Below are 17,035 nucleotides of genomic sequence, written 5' to 3'. Positions count from 1 at the left end.
ACAATGAAACTCAATTGGCTCAAAGCGGCTACGGTAGCCGCTCTTATCGCAACGATCGGCCTTGGCTCTGTCCAAGCCCCTGCTAAAACAGAAGCAGCCAGCAAGCTGTCCGGCAAAATCGTAATCAACGGTTCATCCGCTCTTCTTCCGCTCACTCTTCAAGCGGCTAATGAATTCAAGAAGCTGAATCCGAAGGTTAAAATTTCCGCTTCGGCGGCAGGCTCCATCACTGGTCCACAATCGGTCCGCAAAGGAATCGCGGATATCGGCGCCATTGACTGGGATGCAACGAAACCAGCTCCTGGCTTCGAAGCTTTCACGGGCCAAGTCGCTAACAAGGTTGCTGTTATTCCTTTCGCGGCAGTAGTAAACAAGAACGTAACGGCAACAAACCTGACTACAAAACAGCTGCAAGACATCTTCTCCGGCAAAGTTACGAACTGGAAAGAAGTAGGCGGCAAAGATGCTGACATTATCGTTGTTAACCGTACGTTTGGCTCCGGCACGCGCGTTAACTTCCAGCAAAAAGCTCTTATGGGTACTGCCTTCATGACAAAAGGCGATAACTACAAAGAAGTAAAATCGAGCGGCGATATGAAAACAACAATCGAATCCACGCCTAATGCCATCGGTTTCGTAGACTTCGCTTACATTACGACAAAAATGACGGCTGTAAGCATTAACGGTGTTGCTCCAACTATCGATAACATCATTAACGGCAAATATAAAGTTTGGGGCTACGGCTACTACATGACAAAAGGCCAACCAACAGGCGTAGTAAAAGAGTTCATCAAATATGTTCAAAGCACGAAGTTCCAGAACGGTTCGCTGAAAAAGCTGAAGTTCATCCCGATCTCGGCAATGAAATAATTTAACTAATTTAATACAGGTAACGGCGGCCGTCTTTCGCGAAGCGACAAGGCGGCTGCTTGCTACCAAAGGAGCCGATCGTATTTATGTTAGATACCTCATCAACTGCGGGCCAGATCGATCTGGGCGGCAGTCTTTTGACGGGAAGCGGCAAGCCGTTTGACCGAAAGAAACGCCTTTTTGTAATGAACCGCTTGTTCCGTTATGTTTGTATTGCCTGCGCCGGGTTTGTCTGCCTTATCTTGTTCCTCATTCTTCTCTTGATGTTCCGCACAGGTATACTGACTTTTGGAGATGTATCCTTCTCCGAATTTTTCCTTTCGACTGAATGGAGCCCGGAGACCGAACAGTACGGTGCTCTCCTGTTCATATTCGGTACGTTTGCCCTTACTTTGCTGACCTTGGTTATTTCCGTCCCGCTCTCGCTCTTGATTGCCGTGTTTCTGTCAACCTTTGTTCCGTCTTGGCTGAAAAACACGCTTCGTCCGGTGATGGACCTGCTCGTCGGTATCCCATCGGTTGTGTACGGCTACCTTGGCCTGACCGTCCTTATTCCGCTCATCCGTGATGTTACGGGTACCGGCATGGGTGACGGCCTGCTCGCCGCTTCCCTCGTGCTGACCATTATGGTGCTTCCAACGATCAGCCGGATCAGCGATGATTCGATCACTGCAGTTCCCAAGAAATTTAGCGATGCTTCGTATGCCCTTGGGGCTACCCGTTTCCAAACCGTATGGAAGGTGCTTATCCCTTCCGCGCGCAGCGGCATCATGTATGCCGTCATTTTGGGAATGGCCCGCGCCATCGGTGAGACGATGGCCGTTGTTATGGTTATCGGCAATACCCCGCAATTTGCAGACAGCCTTCTTAAACCAACCTCTGTCCTGACGAGCAACATCGTAATGCAGATTGCTAACGTTCCTTTTGACTCAACATGGAACTATGCCTTGTACTTTATGGGCTTCCTGTTGCTTGCAATCTCCCTTCTTATGATTGTTGGCGTACGCTGGCTGCAGCGGAAAGGAGCACAGCAATGAGTAATGTAAACACCGTCAATCCGTTCCGCGGAAAAAGAGGAATCAACAGCTTTAATAACCGCTTCTTTACGGTTCTAGTCTGGACCGTTGGCATTGTTGTGGTCCTGTTTATCCTGGGGCTTCTCTTTCTAATTCTGAAAGACGGCTTGCCCAAGCTCTCCTGGAACTTCCTGTTTGGTCTGCCAAGCGAAATCGATGAGGGCGGCGGTATTGGACCTGCCCTGCTGAACTCTTTCTATATCCTGTTCCTGTCGCTGCTGATCTCTATTCCGCTTGGCATGGCGGCAGGCATTTATCTCGCGGAGTTTGCGCCGGACAATAAGCTGATCTCGTTTGTAAGGATTTGCGTAGAGGGACTCGCTTCCGTCCCTTCGATCATCTTTGGTTTGTTTGGCATAGCGCTGTTCGTGGAGATGTTCGATATTGGCTTGACGATTCTCGGCGGTGCCGTCAGTCTGGCCTTCCTGAACCTGCCTGTTCTTACCCGCGTCACGGAAGAATCGATTCGTGCCGTACCGAAGGAACTGAAGAACGCCTCCTTTGCGCTGGGGGCCACACATTTACAGACGATTATTCGCGCCTTGATCCCTGCAGCTATGAACGGAATTATTACCGGGATCTGTCTTGTAGCTGGCCGCGCCTTTGGCGAAAGCGCCGTTATTATTCTGACTGCCGGTGTGACAACCTCCGGCGAAATGTGGGATTTCAGCCTCTTCTCTCCGGGCGAGACACTTGCCGTGCACCTGTGGTATGTTCAGTCCGAAGCGATTGTTCCGGACGCCCAGGAGATCGCGCAGAAGGCGGCCGCGGTACTCGTGTTCTTCGTTCTGTTGATCAATCTCGTGTTCCGTATTCCGCTTTGGCTGAATTCTCGTAAGATGCAGAGGTCGTAATGGCCACTACGTAAGTGAATGCTTTTTCGACCGCTGTTGTATTCGGATTAATTGGAACAATGTTTTCAAGGTTTCAATCCGAATACAAAGGCGGACGCTTCGCTCCTAAAAAGCATTCACTTCCTCCGTTCCGCTGCGACTTCTTTTTTTAAACAAAAACCGGCGTCCATTAAATAGGACGCCGGTTAGATTTATTTAGAGACAGGTTGTGTTTGCGACCTGTCTAAAAAGGTGAACAAAAGGCTGGCTGAGCTTAGCCTTTTGCGAATGCTTTTTAACTTCGCCGTACAGGCGGAGCAAAAGAATGTTCTAGAAAAACGGAGTGCTCGCTTTTGTTACCGGAATCGTACCTTGTACGATAAATTCAAAGATTACGGTAACAATGGCGATTGGAAGAACATTCTTTTGCGCAGCCTGCCCCGGCCACAAAAAAAAGCTGAGCACAGGCGTGCTCAGCAGTCGCTATCCGGTTTACCAGCCGCAGCTGCTGTACGGAACGATGATCCGCAGCCGCAAGTTGCTGTTGCGTTCGGGTTCTCGATCGTGAAGCCGCCGCCCATTGCGGATTCTTTCCAGTCGATAATAAGACCATTCAAATATTTCAAGCTGTCGTCGTCTACAACCACTTTCAGGTCCGCGACTTCCATCGCCTTGTCGTTCTCATGCTCTTCATCATCAAAGCCCATGCCGTAGGAGAAGCCTGTGCAGCCGCCTTCCTTTACGCCAATGCGCAGGAATAGTCCGGGAGTTCCTTCCTCCTCGAGCATTTCTTTTATTTTGTCAGTTGCCGATTCACTAATAGTGATCATGCCTCGTCCCTCCTCTATGATAAACAAGATAAAATGTATCGTTATAGTTGTAGTATACTCCTCTTCCCGCGCTTCCTCAAGAGATGTGTGCCTGCTGCTTGCCGCGAGTTGAAGACTTTAGGTGTTGCCGCCTTTTACGTACGGGTTTATAATAATGGAAGCTTTCTTAATCGGATGAGCAAGTTATTTTTTTCACAAAGGCATCGCCGAAATGAATCTACTCGTCACAAGAACGATAAATGGCAGCATGCCGCGCACTAGATCCTGAACTAACTTTTGAGAAAAAGGAGGTTGCCAAGATGAACGTCATCATTCCATCTGATAATAAGCAAATGCAGTCGATCATCGACAAAGTCCGAAACGGAGAGCGCCTTACACTGGAAGACGGTGTATTCCTGTATCAATCGGATGATCTGCTTACAATTGGGCAACTAGCTAATGAAGTCAATCTTCAGAAGAACGGAAAGAAAGTTTATTTTATCGAAAACATGAGCTTGTACTTTACGAATGTCTGCGAAGCGCATTGTGCATTTTGTAATTTCCGCAAAGACGAGGGCGCTCCGGGCGCTTACACCTTGTCCGGTCAGGAAATGATTGAGTACGTTGAGCAGCACTTCCACCCTGGTGTACGAGAATTCCATATTGTAGGCGGGCATAACCCACATGTTCCGTTCCAATATTACGTCGATTCCCTGAAGGCCTTGCATGAGCGCTTCCCTGAAGTCACGCTCAAAGCCTACACAGCTGCGGAGATCGACTTTTTCTCGCGTATTAGCGGCTTAAGCTACAAGGAAGTATTGGAAGAACTGATGAAAGTCGGCCTTAAATCGCTGACAGGCGGAGGCGCAGAAATATTATCCGATCATTACCGCAAAAAAATGCGCGTTGACAAAGCCGATGTCAGCCAATATTTAGAGGTGCACCGCACTGCTCATAATCTTGGCCTGCGCACGCATACAACGATGCTGTACGGTTCGATTGAATCCCATGAGGACCGCATCCGTCACATGATGCAGATCCGCGAGCTTCAGGATGAAACAAACGGCTTCCAGGTTTTCATTCCGTTGTCCATGCAGCCGATCAATCCGAAAGCCGGGATTCGTCGTCGCAACTCGGCCTACGAGGATTTGAAGACAATAGCGATCAGCCGTCTGATGCTGGATAACATTCAGCATATTAAAGCTTACTTCATTAACATCGGCACGCAGCTGACTCAGGTTGCGCTGACGATGGGCGCTTCAGACGCTCATGGCACGATTGTAAAAGAAAGAATCAGCCATTCGGCAGGCGCGCTAACGCCGGAAGGCATCACGCGTGAGGACCTCTTATGGCTCATTAAAGGAGCCGGACGTATCCCAGTGGAGAGAGATACGTTCTATAACGAAATTAAAGTATATGAGTAATCACGCGGCTAGACGCACATATTAGGCACACAACAAGTCATTCATCATTTTGGAGTTGGGTAGGGAAATCATATGAGAAAATTTGTTATTTTGGGCGGCGGTTACGGCGGCCAGGCGATCGCAGCAGATGTCATCGAGAAACAGCTGCCAATCGACGTAGAAGTCATTCTTATTGACCGCATGCCTTATCAAGGCCTTAAAACCGAGTATTATGCACTTGCTGCCGGAACGGTATCTGATCTTGAGATCCGCGTTAAGTTCCCGCAGGATCCGCGTTTAACAACACGTTACGGAGAAATTACAGATATCGATTTGGACAACAAGCTTGTCTATCTCGAAGGTCAAGATCCAATCGATTACGAATGGCTCGTCGTTGGACTTGGCTGTACCGATAATTACCATGGCATCGAAGGTGCGGAAGAGTTCTCAACAAGCATTCAAACGCTCTCGAATGCACGCAAAACATACCAGCTGCTGAACGACGTGAAGCCTTATGGCCAAGTGTCCATTATCGGCGGCGGTCTTAGCGGGGTTGAGGTGGCAGCCGAGCTGCGCGAAAGCCGTTCCGACCTGAACATCCGCATCATTGACCGCGGACCAAGCGTCATGTCGGCCTTCCCTGGATCGCTGCAGAAGTTTGTGGCTTCCTGGTTCAGAGAGCATGATGTTGAGATGCTCAGCCATATATCCTTGTGTCGTCTTGAGCAAGGGGTATTGCATGATTCAAACGCGAATCAAACGATCCTGACAGACGTAACGGTATGGACAGCCGGCATTCAGCCTGTTGAGATTGTTCAGCGCATGAATCTGCCAAAGGACAAACAAGGCCGGCTTATTGTGAATGAATACCATCAATTGCCGGACTATAATGATGTCTTTATTTGCGGTGACTGCGCATCCCTGCCTTTCTCGCCAAGCGGTCAAGCAGCCGGTGCGCAAGGCAAGCAAATTGCAGAAGTTATTCATGCCATTTGGAACAACAAAACGCCTAAGCTTGGCAAACTCAAGTTAAAAGGTGTAATGGGTTCCCTTGGCAAGAAAAGCGGCTTTGGCCTCATGGGCAGCACGCCAATGATGGGAAAAATTCCGCGTTTGATCAAGAGCGGTATACTCTGGAAATCGAAACGCCATTTCGGCTAGTCTTAAATAGCGGATAATCGGATATTATATTATGGCTTTAGCTTTATGCTGATGGTTTCTCGAATACGTTGATCCAATTCCTCTATGGAATCGGCAGCGATAATCCTGCCGTCAACTAACGCGAATGGCTTCAAATAACATTCACCGCAGTTGCCAAGACATCCGTATTCGATCACCTTCAGCTGATTATTTTGCTTGAGCTGCTTCATGATTTCTTCGGTTCCGTGATGCATATTGCCGTTGCAGAACTCGATAAGCGGTTTTGACAATTTTTAATCACCTGGCCTTAACGGTTGATATCCATTTTCAATCGTTGCACTTTGTACTATAATAGGGGAGAAGGGAGATGATTGCAATGAGTCAAGCACAAGATACAATGTACGATGAAGTACTGGACGTACTGGATAAATTGCGTCCGTTCCTGCAACGCGACGGCGGTGACGTAGAACTGGTAGACGTAGAGGACGGTATCGTTAAACTGCGTCTGATGGGCGCATGCGGAAGCTGCCCAAGTTCCACGATTACGCTGAAAGCCGGCATCGAGCGCGCTCTGCTCGAAGAGGTTGAAGGCGTACAGGAAGTTGTTCAGGTATTCTAAGCTTAAACACAAAGAGTCTTGCCCGCTTATCGCGGGCAAGACTCTTTTTTTGTTTCCTTATAAACCGATAATGTTCGAACGAATGGCATCAAAGCCGCCGGTTACGTTAATAATGCTGCCCGTTAGAAAATCAGAACTGGGCTGGCACAGGAAGCCGATGACTCTTGCTATATCTTCACCGGTTCCCGGCCTGCCGACCGGCGATTCCATATCCCTGTCATAGGCAGCCTCCACAATCGTCCGCTCCTTGTTCAGGCCGCGGATATCTCCGGGTCCAATCATATTCACGGTAATTCCGTACGGCGCCTCTTCAACCGCCAGTGACTTGGTGAAGGAGACGAGTCCCGTCTTTGCAGCGGCATACACGGCCCTGTGCGGCCATGCTCTCGCTTCATCCGCATGACCGAAGCCAAGGTGGATAATACGTCCCCAGCCCCTCTCGCGCATGCCTGAGAGCAGCTTGCGATCAAGCAGCATAACCCCAAGCAGATTGCCGTTCAAGAGTTGAGTGATGGATTCCTCACTGTAATCCGCGAACAAACGGCGCTCCCGTATAAACGGACCCGCATTGTTCACGAGAATATCAATGCCCCCGTTCCAGGCTTCCGCTTCTGCAGCCAGCTTCGCCACACCTGCCGGAACGGAAATATCGCCTTGTATAGCGATTGCTCTTACGCCGATCTGTTCAATCTCACGCTGAAGCTCCAGCGCCTCCTGCCTGCTTCCCAGGTAGTTTAACACGATGCTGCAGCCAAGACTTGCGAGCTGCAGTGCAGTCCGTTTGCCAAGCCCTTTGGCGCTTCCGGTTACAAGCGCCGTTCTGCCCATCAGCTCCACGAGCACTCCTCCTCGCGATAATAAGCCTACCTGGTTCGTATTAATTTGCAAGCATAATCAAAGGTAAGGCGTAATGATCCTGTTACCATTTGCAAGCCATGCTGAAGATCCTCGGACTGCGCCTCAATATTTTCAAGCTGAACTTCCTGTCCGTACATTTTATGACTCTGAGCGAGATCATCCTGCATTTCCGTATTCATGTAATGAATCTCGGTGTTACGGCGCTTCCTCAGCCGCCCCATCGGTTCCTTGAGACTCTCCTTGATGTCGTTCAGCTTCCAGGTCAAATCCGGATGAGCCTTCTTGTCACGCATATTGCGCAGAACGGTGAAGTAGGAGAAATGAGGCTTAATCCGTTCCGTCTTCATATCAAGCATGTCATTCAGCAGGATGCTCAGCTTATCGAGCAGGGCAAAAATACGGATAAATGCATTTTTGTCAAAATAGACGTACCGCTGATACACCAGCTTTTCTTCCTCTGACATCTGGCTCACGGAAGGGGCCTTGATTTGCTCCTTGAAGCGTCGCGCAGCATAGCAGCTCTGCTCGATCTCGTTCAAAGAAGCAAAGAGTCCCTTCGTCCACACTTCGTAGGTACGCAGCTTATGGTCCGCATCCTTGCCTGCTTCGATCTTCTCATGCAGATGCGCTACGAACTGATTCATCAGCTGCATCGTCTCTCCAAGACGGCCTTCCGGCTCCCGTTCCGGTTCATCAAATAGAAAACGCAGCATCGATCATTACCGCCTCTCTTGCCACTTAAGTGATTAGAAGTATTCGTTCCATCTGCGGTCAACCAGCTCGGTAATATCCTCGCGCGGGAACAGCTCCGCCGGATAACCCGGCTTCATTCTTGCATCAATAACGATTGGCAGCTTGTAGCCAAAATGATGGCGGCGAATTTCGGCATTCGCATAAATATCATCCGCCGGATTAAACCGGGTAAACACCGTCCATAAGAACGACGTTTGTCCATGCGCAATGTTGGCATCATCTACCAGCACAACCATCGGCCATTCCGTTCCGCGCTCCGACAGCCTTGCAAGCAGTCGCTCCGCAAGCTGCGGCTCTGCTTCATAGGATGCGCCGGATACAACCAAACATCCGCGGCAGTATACCTGTGCGTTGCTGATTTCTTCAATAACGCCTTCTTCATAGCTTGACGGCAGCTGTCTCACCGGCTCGCCTACGCCCAGCATAACCGCTTTACTGCCATGATTAAATTTGCCGCTTGTATAGTCGAGTGTATCATGGGATGTTTCATCAAAGACAAACAGATCCGTCTGCGGCTGGAACCGTTCAAGAACGGTCTCAAGCAGTACGTCAAACCGTGACAGGTCGATCGGCTGATCGGTCAGCATCAGGAATTTGGTCAAAGTCAGCTGACCTTGGCCAAGAATGCTGAAGGCCGTCGATAGTGCCTCGCGCGAATAGGATTCCCGCACCACAGCGGCTGCAAGCGCGTGTACGCCGGCTTCCGCGTAAGCCCACAGCTCATTCACACCCGGCATTACCATCGGGAATGCAGGGGCCAGAAGACGCTGCAGGTACTCGCCAAGATAATAATCTTCCTGACGAGGCTTGCCAACAATCGTCGCCGGATAGATCGCATCCTTGCGATGCCATACGTGATTCACATTAAACACCGGGAAGTCATGAACAAGCGAGTAGTAACCAAAGTGATCGCCAAACGGACCTTCCGGTCGCCGGATATGCGGAGGCACTTGACCGCTGATCACGAATTCAGCTTCCGCAGGAATCCGGTGTTTACTGTGAGGATCGGATACGACAGGCAGCTTGCCGCCCAGAATAAGCGAAGCCATCAGCAGCTCCGGCAGATGCTCCGGAAGCGGCGCAATCGCAGAAGCAATCAGTGCAGGCGGACCGCCAAGGAAGACGGACACCGGGAGCGCTTCATTCCGCTTTTCCGCTTCATGGTAGTGGAAGCCGCCGCCTTTATGTATTTGCCAATGCATGCCGGTTGTTGAATCATCGTAAATCTGCATGCGGTACATTCCTAGATTATGCGCTTTACGGGATTTTAAGCTCTCCGTATAGACAAGAGGCAAAGTAATAAACGGACCGCCATCCTCCTGCCAGCTTGTAACCCGCGGGACTCCGGCCAGCGGATTTTGACGCTTTAATACTTGAAGGATCGGAGCAGTACCGCTCGGCACTTCTTTCATACCTACCTTAAGCATGTCCCAAATCAGCTTCTTCTCACCCCATAAAGCTTTGGGCGTTGGAGGCATAATCCGGTCCGCTGCTCCAACAATCTGCTTCATGATCTCTTCGGGACGTGGTCCAAAGGCGAGATCAACACGGCGGCTTGTCCCGAACATATTCGTCAGAACGGGAAAAGGACTGCCCTTCACATTCGTGAAAAGCAGTGCCGGTCCTTCCTCTTCTATAACACGGCGGTGAATTTCCGCCAGTTCGAGATTGGGGTCTACTTGCGCGTCAATAACGAGCAAGTCCTTCTCCCTTTTTAATACCTCTACAAATTCACGCAGGTTCTGAAAACTCACGTTTTTACCCGTCCTTCCCGCAGCCGCCAGGAACGTATCAACATATCACTTAATATTCCAAACAAGCCCGTTATAATTAAATTATGAAGCAGGTTCGTAAACAGGAACCAGTCCTCGTTGCCGATTGTCTTCGTCAGCAGCGCACCGCTCAGAATCTGAGCAATGACGAGGATTAGCGCCCAGCCGGCAGATTTCGTAAGACCTTCGCCTTTGCCGCTGATTTTGCGTACATGGACATAAAGCCCGATTATAGCAAGACCAAAAATAAGTGCTCCTACACGATGAATAAAGACTGCTGCTGTTGCTCCCTCTAGCTCCGGTACAACCTCGCCGTTGCATAGCGGCCATCCGAGGCAGCCGCCTGCAGAATCCGTATGACGGATAAAAGCACCGAGGTAAACGACAATATAACAGAAAATGGAGACAGCCAGCATGCGCGGAAATATTGCACGAGGTATGACCAGTTCCACCGGCTTCCCGTTCTTCACACGATAAGACCAAACGACAAGCAGCAAAGTAAATGCAAATGCAATTAAGGAAATGCCAAAATGAATAGCCATAACGGCGTCGGACTGATACCATACGACTGCTGCAGCGCCCATAAGCGCTTGAATAATCGTGAAGAACAGAGCTCCGCTCGCATAGATCAGCGGCTCTTTGTAATCCGTATTATTTTTTCGGAACAGCAGGTATATGGCGACAAAGGCTGCCACAACGAGCATACCTTCAAATCCGGTAATCAGACGATGCGAAAATTCGATCGCGGTTTCCATTGTATACGCGGGAATAAATTCACCGTTGCACAGCGGCCAATCATCACCGCATCCGCGTCCGGATCCGGTATTTGTAACAAGTGCTCCGGCAAGCAGAACAAAAAGCATTCCGATGCACGATGCGAGAGCAAGCGCGCGAAAACGGCCGGTAACCATAATAAAATCACCTTATTTCGGGTTTTGTTGTCACCTCATTATAGCGATTATAGGGGTCAAAAGCCATGTTGAAAATGTGACACTTCCTAGGGTGTGACAGTTCCGTGGCAATGATGCGTTTGAACAAAAAGTGCGGCTCAGGATGAACTCCATGAGCCGCACAATTTAATGATTTCTATCCGTTTGGAAGAGCATCTGCAACCTGTACCGCACGGTCCAGAAACTGTTCGATTTCGTCCCTTGTCTTGCGAAGCTTGCTGACGAACCGGATCAGTTCCTTGCCATTTCGGAACGCGATAAAGCTTGGAATACCGAGAATGTTCAGCTCGGAGCAAAGATCAGGCAGATCATCGCGGTCAATTTCGTAGAACGAGATTTTACCGCTGTACTGCTGCTCGACATCCGGCATAAACGGATCGATGTAGTGGCAATCCGGGCACCAGGTTGTTTTGAATACCGCAACTGTAATGCCATCGCCTTGTACGGCTTCCCGGAAGGCTGCGTCTGTTGTTAGTTTGTTCATGGTTGTCATCCTCCCCATTATACGGAATGATTAATGCACTTCACGTTCAATGACGAACACATCACTGCCCCAGCTGTCATCCCAACGGACTTTCGCGCCAAGCGCATTAGCGAAGTCGCGGCCAGCTACATACAACGTGCCGTCAACGGATTTGGTTACAAACGACCATGTCTTTGCTTTTCCGTTGACCGTTACACGGTCAGAGCCTTCCTTCAGGACGATTGTAGTATTCGCCACTTCATCATAGACTGTTACACTTTTGGTCTTTTTATCATATTTAACCGTTGCTCCAAGCTGTTCAGCAACGGTCCGAAGCGGAACAATCGTCACATACTTAGGAGTCACAATTGCCGGATATCGGGAGTAATCAACCGGGAGCTCCACTGTTTGCTTGCCGATTTGAAGCTGGTCGAGCAAACCGTACGCTGCGGACTGCTTGTCAAACAAACGGAGGAATTGATAGCCTTGCATCGCATCAAGTTCATGTGAATAAACAGCTTTCTCAGGAACTACGGGCACATCTGCCTCTACCTTGCCATTTACGTTCCACATCTCACTCTCCACGTGCAGCGAAAGTCCGTCGAGCGGGAACAAAGCTTGCTCGCTAGGCTTAAGCGTCAAGTCGATTGCCTGCTTGCGGATATCCATTTTGCTGTCTACATAAAGCTCTGCTTTAATCGAAGAGTCGTTATTGAAGATATGCTTAAGATCTTCGCCGCCTTCTTCTTCCATGGCTTTCAGCTCATCCTGCAGGGACACAAACAACGCTTCCAGCTCATCAGTCATTTCTTTAATCATATCTTCGGTTGTCGGCATATCCAGACCTGATTGTTCGAATGGATCTACACCCATTTCCTCAAACAATTCCGGATGGCTGTTCATAATCGCAACGATCTGCTTCACGAACGATTCAAGCCCATCACGGTCGCTCGCAAGAACATCTACGTATTTCTTCACCCAAGCCCAAATTTCCGTGCCGCTCAGTTCAGCCTTCACATGGAACAGCGAGGTGGTCACCCCGTTAATGGGTTCTTGTACCGCATTAACCGAGAGTTTATCCGGGTTAGGCAGATTATCGATGAAGAAGGATGTCGCGCTGTCCATAATTTCTTTGCCAATCGCCGTCACGGCCTCTTCATCGGAGTCTGCTGCCGCAGCATCAAGCTCAGCCGTGCCCAGCATCGATCCAATACCAGAGCCTGTTACGTCAATCACGATCGGAAGCTTAGCGCCTTCCACTTCGATGACCGCCGTTGTATCCGACTGCTTGATCGAGAAGCCGATGCTTACATTATCGCCGACAATCAGCTTGCCCGCATAGGAAGCATGACTTGCATCCTGAATTTTCACGCTATCTAACTGAATCTTCAAACTCGAGAATAATTTCATAAGAGCGATTTCTTCTTCAGGCATTCCCTCATAGGCTTCTTCATTCATAAGAAGCTTGAGTTCTACCGATTGCTTGCTTTCGGCGGAGGTCACTTTAAACGTGTTTTTGAGCACGGTGTTAAAGTCTACACCCTGAATCGCTTGACAGCCTGCCACGATTACCAGCGCAAGCGACAAAATCAGAATGATCCCCCTCTTGAATCTTTTCATACTCTTCATTTGCAAATCTCCCTTCACTGCCAGTAATAGATAGATTAATAGACCTATAATCCTATCTATTGTAACTGAGGTTCAGGGGGGTTGTAAATGTATGGAAATTAAGAATTTATATCACGATTTCTGAGGCTTTGAACGTCCAAGCACCTTCAGAAGCAGGACAAACAGCTTGCGCAGCGGACCCGGGAAGGACTTCGCATCCTCCATCGTGACGACACGAAGCAGAACCAGCAGAACAAGATACAGGACTCCGATCACAGCGCCGGCTGCTATGGCAGAGATAAGATACGTCAGCTTGTCCGGCCAGCTGTCCGTCAGGCGGCGAATGCCCACCTCAGTCCCCCAGCCTGCGGCTACCGATATAACAATGGTTACGATATAGGAAGGCCAGCGGCTGCCCAGCACCGTAAACTTCACTTCTCTTCTGATCGCTTCGAGATTCATCCATGTCATAATGACGAAGCAGACACTTGTCGCCATAATAACGCCATATACGCCATAGATCGGAGCGAGGGCGTAGCTGCACAGAATTTTCAGCCCGATTCCGACGAAAGTATTCATCATCGGAATACGTGCCTTGCCTAAACCGAACAGAATCGAGTTGCTTGTCATCATCGTAATCTGGAAGATCGTCCCTGCTGTGAGCGCAGCTACAATTCCGTAACCTCTTGGTCCAGTAAAGATGAGGCCTGTTACGGAATAAGATGCTGCTGCAAGGCAAAGGGCTGCCGGCACGCCGGTAAACAGCACGATGCGCATGACAAGAGCAGTCTGGCGCTGCACCTCGGCCATATTGCGCAAGGAATAAGCCGACGATATGACCGGAATAATCGAGGTGCTGAGCGCAATGGCGAGAATCGGCGGAATACCCGCAACCGTCTGTGCTTTGAAGCTGAGGTCTCTCAGCACCAGAAGCGCTTCATGATAGCCATAATAGGTCTCCGTCAAACGGACAAATAAGGACGAATCAAAGGTATAAATAATTTGCACGGTCATTGCTGTAATAACAATCGGGATAGACATCGTAAAAATCTCACGGTAAATCGAGCGGAAAGGAATTTTCGATGCGGCTTTAACCGCCTCAATGTCCACTGCCTTGCGCTCCGCCAGGTCGCCCCGGCGCAGCTTTCGTCCATAATAGATCATGACGAGCAAAGCGCCGACTCCGCCAATAACGTTGCCAAACGACGCTGCGGCTGCGCCCCATTTTTCGCCCCAATCCACGATCGATACGACGTAGTAAGCGAGTGCAACACCAACGATTACGCGTAAAATCTGCTCGATAATTTGAGACATACCGCCTGCCATCATGAGCTGACGGCCTTGGAAGTAGCCCCTCATCATCGCGATAATCGGGAAGATAAGCAGAGTTGGCGCAACCGCGCGGATAGCCACCTCCGCACCGGGCGTCTTGGCAATATGAATAGCGTAATACGGCGCCGCTGCGTACAGGGCGATCGTGAGGATTACGCCCGTTACGATACCAAACATCAACGCTGCCTGATAGACGCGTTTTGCTTCATGTTCCCGGCCGAGCGCGTACCGTTCGGATACCATTTTGCTGATCGCGCTTGGAAGCCCGCCTGTAGCTACCACAAGAAGCGTCAAGTACACGTTGTTCGCTACCGCAAAATAGAGACCACCGTTTTCGGTTAAGATGTGGTCAAGCGGCACCCGTTGGAAAATGCCGAGGAACCGGGCAATCAGCGCGGCCGCCGCCAGAATTAGCGTGCCTTTTATAAGAGAATCTTTTTTCATGATGTCCTACTCTTTCTATAATTACTGGCCCAATTAGAATTAAGCTTGGCCTTTAATCGGCTCGAGCGGCTGATGGTTGCCGCGCACAGGCTTGCCTGCTTCGGATGGTGCAGCCCACTTCACGCCGTTACGGATGATCTGAAGGACATGCGGGTGGTAATAGGTCGGGTGTGTCTCATGCCCCGGACGGAAGTAGAACACTTTGCCTTGGCCGCGGAAGAAGGTGCAGCCGCTGCGGAACACTTCTCCGCCTTCGAACCAGCTGACGAATACAAGCTCATCCGGAGCCGGAATGTCGAAGTGCTCGCCGTACATTTCTTCATGATCAATCGTGACGTATTCCGGAATGCCCGCTGCAATCGGATGGGCCGGATTAACGGTCCAGATCCGTTCCTTCTCGCCCGCTTCGCGCCATTTCAGATCACAACCGGTGCCCATCAGCTTTTTGAAAATTTTCGAAAAATGGCCGGAGTGCAAAACAATAAGACCCATGCCGTCCATCACGCGCTGATGCACCCGCTCCACGATTGCATCGTCAACGCGGTCATGGCCCATATGTCCCCACCAGATCAGAACGTCGGTATTGTTCAGCTTTTCCTCGGTGAGTCCGTGCTCCGGTTCTTCCAGGGTTGCGGTTTGAATCTCGATTTCAGATGTGCGGATTCCTTCGGCAATCGCGTTATGTATGCCGTCAGGATAAATGTTTCTTACCTCTTCATGCTCTTTCTCATGCAAAAACTCATTCCATACTGTAACTTTTACCATTCCTGTTCATCTCCCTAATTGGACATTAACCAAATAATAAATAGCACGATCATTGCTGCTTGAAGAATGATTTTGACAACGACGCTGGTTAATAAGCCAACCAGTGAGCCGATGCCGACTTTAAACGACTTCTCGATATTCGAGCCTACAGCCAGTTCGCCGATAACAGCCCCGGCAAACGGACCAATAATCAGGCCAAAGGCAGGAATGACGAATGGACCAAGTATAAGTCCAATCGTACTGCCTATAATGGACGCCTTGGAGCCGCCAAACCGGTGAACCCCCCATGCGCTGACCGCATGGTCGGCTATAACCAGAACGACCAGAATCAAGGTCTGCACCGTCCAGAATACCCAGCCAAACGGTTCGAACGTGAAGAAGAAGCCGTACACGAAGAATGCGCCGTATATCGCAAATACTCCCGGCAGAATCGGCCAGATGGCCCCGGCCATCCCGACTACAAATAAAATGACAACCAGCGACCAGCCTAAAATATCCACTTAGGCATCAACCTTTCAATACATATTGTTTGATGATTTCGGCGACGCCGTTCTCATTGTTGGTGAGCGTCACCACATCTGCCGCATCCTTTACCGCCTGCTGCGCATTGCCCATCGCTACCCCAAGTCCCGCTTCACGGATCGCCGCAATATCATTCAAGCTGTCTCCTGCAGCAACCACCTGCGACATCTCAATACCCAGCATGCTGCATAATTCGCGGATCGCGCTGGCCTTCGTGATGCCTTTGGCATTCAGCTCCAGATTCTGCGGCGAAGAGTTCGTAATCTCGAGCGCATCCCATTCCGTTACTTCCTGCAGGATACGACCCCGGACAACATCGTCCTCCGTGTAGTAACCGAACTTGAGCCAGTGATGGTCTTCATACGTCGTCGACGGATCGATCCATTTCTCCAGATTGTAAATGCCATTCGTCGAGTACGCCCAGAACCAGGTGCCTTCATGCCTTAGGGCCAGCTCATGCAGCTGCTTGATGTATACCGGGCTCAGCAAGGTGCGTTTATGCAGCACGTGCGGCTTCTGCCAAATCTCGCTGCCGTTCACCGTAATCATTGGCGTCTCCAGCTTCAGCTGCTCCGCAAACGGAAGCGCCCCGCGGAAGCCGCGACCGGTCGAGAAGCTTACCGTTATACCGGCATCAAGCGCCCGCTGGATCCATTCCGCATTCTCCTTGCTGATCTCGCTTTGCTCGTTCAGCAAAGTGCCGTCCATGTCCAGTGCGACTAATTTGTAATTCCCCATCGATAAATCCTCCTGCCTGTTTCTACTATGCAATATTTTAGCACAGATTAGGAAGATTCCAAATGAAGCCGTTTAAAAAG

The 17,035-nt window shown here is 50.0% G+C and carries 18 protein-coding genes; 6 read left to right on the top strand and 12 right to left on the bottom strand.

What is annotated here, in order from left to right:
• The first annotated feature begins 3 nt into the window (after window positions 1–3).
• From BM200_RS11540 to pstA, 3 genes are all read left to right on the top strand, one after another.
• Complete coding sequence (locus BM200_RS11540; RefSeq protein WP_091185256.1) at window positions 4–870, top strand: phosphate ABC transporter substrate-binding protein; 867 nt, start codon at window positions 4–6, stop codon at window positions 868–870.
• An 86-nt stretch (window positions 871–956) separates the two neighbouring features.
• The gene (gene pstC / locus BM200_RS11535) at window positions 957–1,907 is read left to right on the top strand and encodes a phosphate ABC transporter permease subunit PstC (protein WP_091185254.1); all 951 of its coding nucleotides are present in this window, start codon (window positions 957–959) and stop codon (window positions 1,905–1,907) included.
• Complete coding sequence (gene pstA / locus BM200_RS11530; RefSeq protein ID WP_091185251.1) at window positions 1,904–2,800, top strand: phosphate ABC transporter permease PstA; 897 nt, start codon at window positions 1,904–1,906, stop codon at window positions 2,798–2,800. The genes pstC and pstA overlap by 4 nt, the downstream gene beginning before the upstream one ends.
• A gap of 452 nt (window positions 2,801–3,252) precedes the next feature.
• On the opposite strand, the gene BM200_RS11525 is transcribed toward pstA, so the two are convergent.
• Complete coding sequence (locus BM200_RS11525) at window positions 3,253–3,609, bottom strand: HesB/IscA family protein (RefSeq protein ID WP_091185249.1); 357 nt, start codon at window positions 3,607–3,609, stop codon at window positions 3,253–3,255.
• A gap of 299 nt (window positions 3,610–3,908) precedes the next feature.
• On the opposite strand from BM200_RS11525, the gene mqnE reads away from it, so the two are divergent.
• Together mqnE and BM200_RS11515 are read left to right on the top strand one after the other, a co-directional pair.
• Window positions 3,909–5,012, top strand: a complete 1,104-nt coding sequence (gene mqnE / locus BM200_RS11520) for an aminofutalosine synthase MqnE (protein WP_091185246.1) — start codon at window positions 3,909–3,911, stop codon at window positions 5,010–5,012.
• A 72-nt stretch (window positions 5,013–5,084) separates the two neighbouring features.
• Complete coding sequence (locus tag BM200_RS11515) at window positions 5,085–6,152, top strand: NAD(P)/FAD-dependent oxidoreductase (protein ID WP_091185244.1); 1,068 nt, start codon at window positions 5,085–5,087, stop codon at window positions 6,150–6,152.
• Window positions 6,153–6,181: 29 nt separating this feature from the next.
• Here BM200_RS11515 and BM200_RS11510 read toward each other — a convergent pair whose 3' ends face one another.
• Window positions 6,182–6,421 carry a YuzB family protein gene (locus tag BM200_RS11510; RefSeq protein ID WP_091185241.1) on the bottom strand — a complete coding sequence of 80 codons (240 nt, stop codon included), beginning with the start codon at window positions 6,419–6,421 and terminating at the stop codon, window positions 6,182–6,184.
• Between the two features lie 86 nt (window positions 6,422–6,507).
• On the opposite strand from BM200_RS11510, the gene BM200_RS11505 reads away from it, so the two are divergent.
• Window positions 6,508–6,750: a NifU family protein gene (locus tag BM200_RS11505; RefSeq protein ID WP_015846404.1), complete on the top strand. Its 243-nt coding sequence runs from the start codon at window positions 6,508–6,510 to the stop codon at window positions 6,748–6,750.
• 57 nt (window positions 6,751–6,807) lie between these two features.
• Here the strand turns inward: BM200_RS11505 and BM200_RS11500 are convergent, their stop codons facing one another.
• The 10 genes from BM200_RS11500 to BM200_RS11455 form a co-directional block, all read right to left on the bottom strand.
• On the bottom strand, window positions 6,808–7,587 hold the full coding sequence (locus BM200_RS11500) for an SDR family oxidoreductase (protein ID WP_091185239.1): 780 nt from the start codon (window positions 7,585–7,587) through the stop codon (window positions 6,808–6,810).
• Between the two features lie 26 nt (window positions 7,588–7,613).
• Window positions 7,614–8,321, bottom strand: coding sequence for a Cthe_2314 family HEPN domain-containing protein (locus BM200_RS11495; RefSeq protein ID WP_091185237.1), 708 nt, complete (start codon window positions 8,319–8,321; stop codon window positions 7,614–7,616).
• A gap of 33 nt (window positions 8,322–8,354) precedes the next feature.
• Window positions 8,355–10,115, bottom strand: coding sequence for a UbiD family decarboxylase (locus tag BM200_RS11490; RefSeq protein ID WP_091185234.1), 1,761 nt, complete (start codon window positions 10,113–10,115; stop codon window positions 8,355–8,357).
• Window positions 10,112–11,044: a COX15/CtaA family protein gene (locus tag BM200_RS11485; protein ID WP_091185231.1), complete on the bottom strand. Its 933-nt coding sequence runs from the start codon at window positions 11,042–11,044 to the stop codon at window positions 10,112–10,114. Before BM200_RS11485 ends, BM200_RS11490 begins: the two co-directional genes overlap by 4 nt.
• A 175-nt stretch (window positions 11,045–11,219) precedes the next feature.
• Entirely contained in the window at window positions 11,220–11,567 is a 348-nt protein-coding gene (locus BM200_RS11480) for a thioredoxin family protein (protein ID WP_091185229.1), read from the bottom strand.
• A gap of 30 nt (window positions 11,568–11,597) precedes the next feature.
• Window positions 11,598–13,175, bottom strand: a complete 1,578-nt coding sequence (locus BM200_RS11475; RefSeq protein ID WP_091185227.1) for a copper amine oxidase N-terminal domain-containing protein — start codon at window positions 13,173–13,175, stop codon at window positions 11,598–11,600.
• 111 nt (window positions 13,176–13,286) lie between these two features.
• Window positions 13,287–14,930, bottom strand: coding sequence for a putative polysaccharide biosynthesis protein (locus BM200_RS11470; RefSeq protein ID WP_091185224.1), 1,644 nt, complete (start codon window positions 14,928–14,930; stop codon window positions 13,287–13,289).
• Between the two features lie 39 nt (window positions 14,931–14,969).
• Entirely contained in the window at window positions 14,970–15,695 is a 726-nt protein-coding gene (locus tag BM200_RS11465; protein WP_091185223.1) for a ThuA domain-containing protein, read from the bottom strand.
• A 14-nt stretch (window positions 15,696–15,709) separates the two neighbouring features.
• Window positions 15,710–16,195, bottom strand: a complete 486-nt coding sequence (locus BM200_RS11460; RefSeq protein WP_091185220.1) for a DUF456 domain-containing protein — start codon at window positions 16,193–16,195, stop codon at window positions 15,710–15,712.
• A gap of 7 nt (window positions 16,196–16,202) precedes the next feature.
• Complete coding sequence (locus tag BM200_RS11455; RefSeq protein ID WP_091185219.1) at window positions 16,203–16,955, bottom strand: Cof-type HAD-IIB family hydrolase; 753 nt, start codon at window positions 16,953–16,955, stop codon at window positions 16,203–16,205.
• Between the last annotated feature and the right edge of the window lie 80 nt (window positions 16,956–17,035).

Source organism: Paenibacillus catalpae, from assembly GCF_900112695.1.
GTDB classification, from domain to species: Bacteria; Bacillota; Bacilli; order Paenibacillales; family Paenibacillaceae; genus Pristimantibacillus; species Pristimantibacillus catalpae.
The sequence above is the reverse complement of the archived record's forward strand: the minus strand, read 5'-3'. Positions and strand labels throughout refer to the sequence as shown.

Coding starts and splice junctions, on each gene's coding strand:
- BM200_RS11505 (WP_015846404.1), top strand. CDS start 6,508: ATGAGTCAAGCACAAGATACAATGTACGATGAAGTACTGGACGTACTG.
- BM200_RS11480 (WP_091185229.1), bottom strand. CDS start 11,567: ATGAACAAACTAACAACAGACGCAGCCTTCCGGGAAGCCGTACAAGGC.
- BM200_RS11525 (WP_091185249.1), bottom strand. CDS start 3,609: ATGATCACTATTAGTGAATCGGCAACTGACAAAATAAAAGAAATGCTC.
- BM200_RS11470 (WP_091185224.1), bottom strand. CDS start 14,930: ATGAAAAAAGATTCTCTTATAAAAGGCACGCTAATTCTGGCGGCGGCC.
- mqnE (WP_091185246.1), top strand. CDS start 3,909: ATGAACGTCATCATTCCATCTGATAATAAGCAAATGCAGTCGATCATC.
- BM200_RS11475 (WP_091185227.1), bottom strand. CDS start 13,175: ATGAAGAGTATGAAAAGATTCAAGAGGGGGATCATTCTGATTTTGTCG.
- BM200_RS11495 (WP_091185237.1), bottom strand. CDS start 8,321: ATGCTGCGTTTTCTATTTGATGAACCGGAACGGGAGCCGGAAGGCCGT.
- pstA (WP_091185251.1), top strand. CDS start 1,904: ATGAGTAATGTAAACACCGTCAATCCGTTCCGCGGAAAAAGAGGAATC.
- BM200_RS11485 (WP_091185231.1), bottom strand. CDS start 11,044: ATGGTTACCGGCCGTTTTCGCGCGCTTGCTCTCGCATCGTGCATCGGA.
- BM200_RS11455 (WP_091185219.1), bottom strand. CDS start 16,955: ATGGGGAATTACAAATTAGTCGCACTGGACATGGACGGCACTTTGCTG.
- BM200_RS11515 (WP_091185244.1), top strand. CDS start 5,085: ATGAGAAAATTTGTTATTTTGGGCGGCGGTTACGGCGGCCAGGCGATC.
- BM200_RS11465 (WP_091185223.1), bottom strand. CDS start 15,695: ATGGTAAAAGTTACAGTATGGAATGAGTTTTTGCATGAGAAAGAGCAT.
- BM200_RS11540 (WP_091185256.1), top strand. CDS start 4: ATGAAACTCAATTGGCTCAAAGCGGCTACGGTAGCCGCTCTTATCGCA.
- pstC (WP_091185254.1), top strand. CDS start 957: ATGTTAGATACCTCATCAACTGCGGGCCAGATCGATCTGGGCGGCAGT.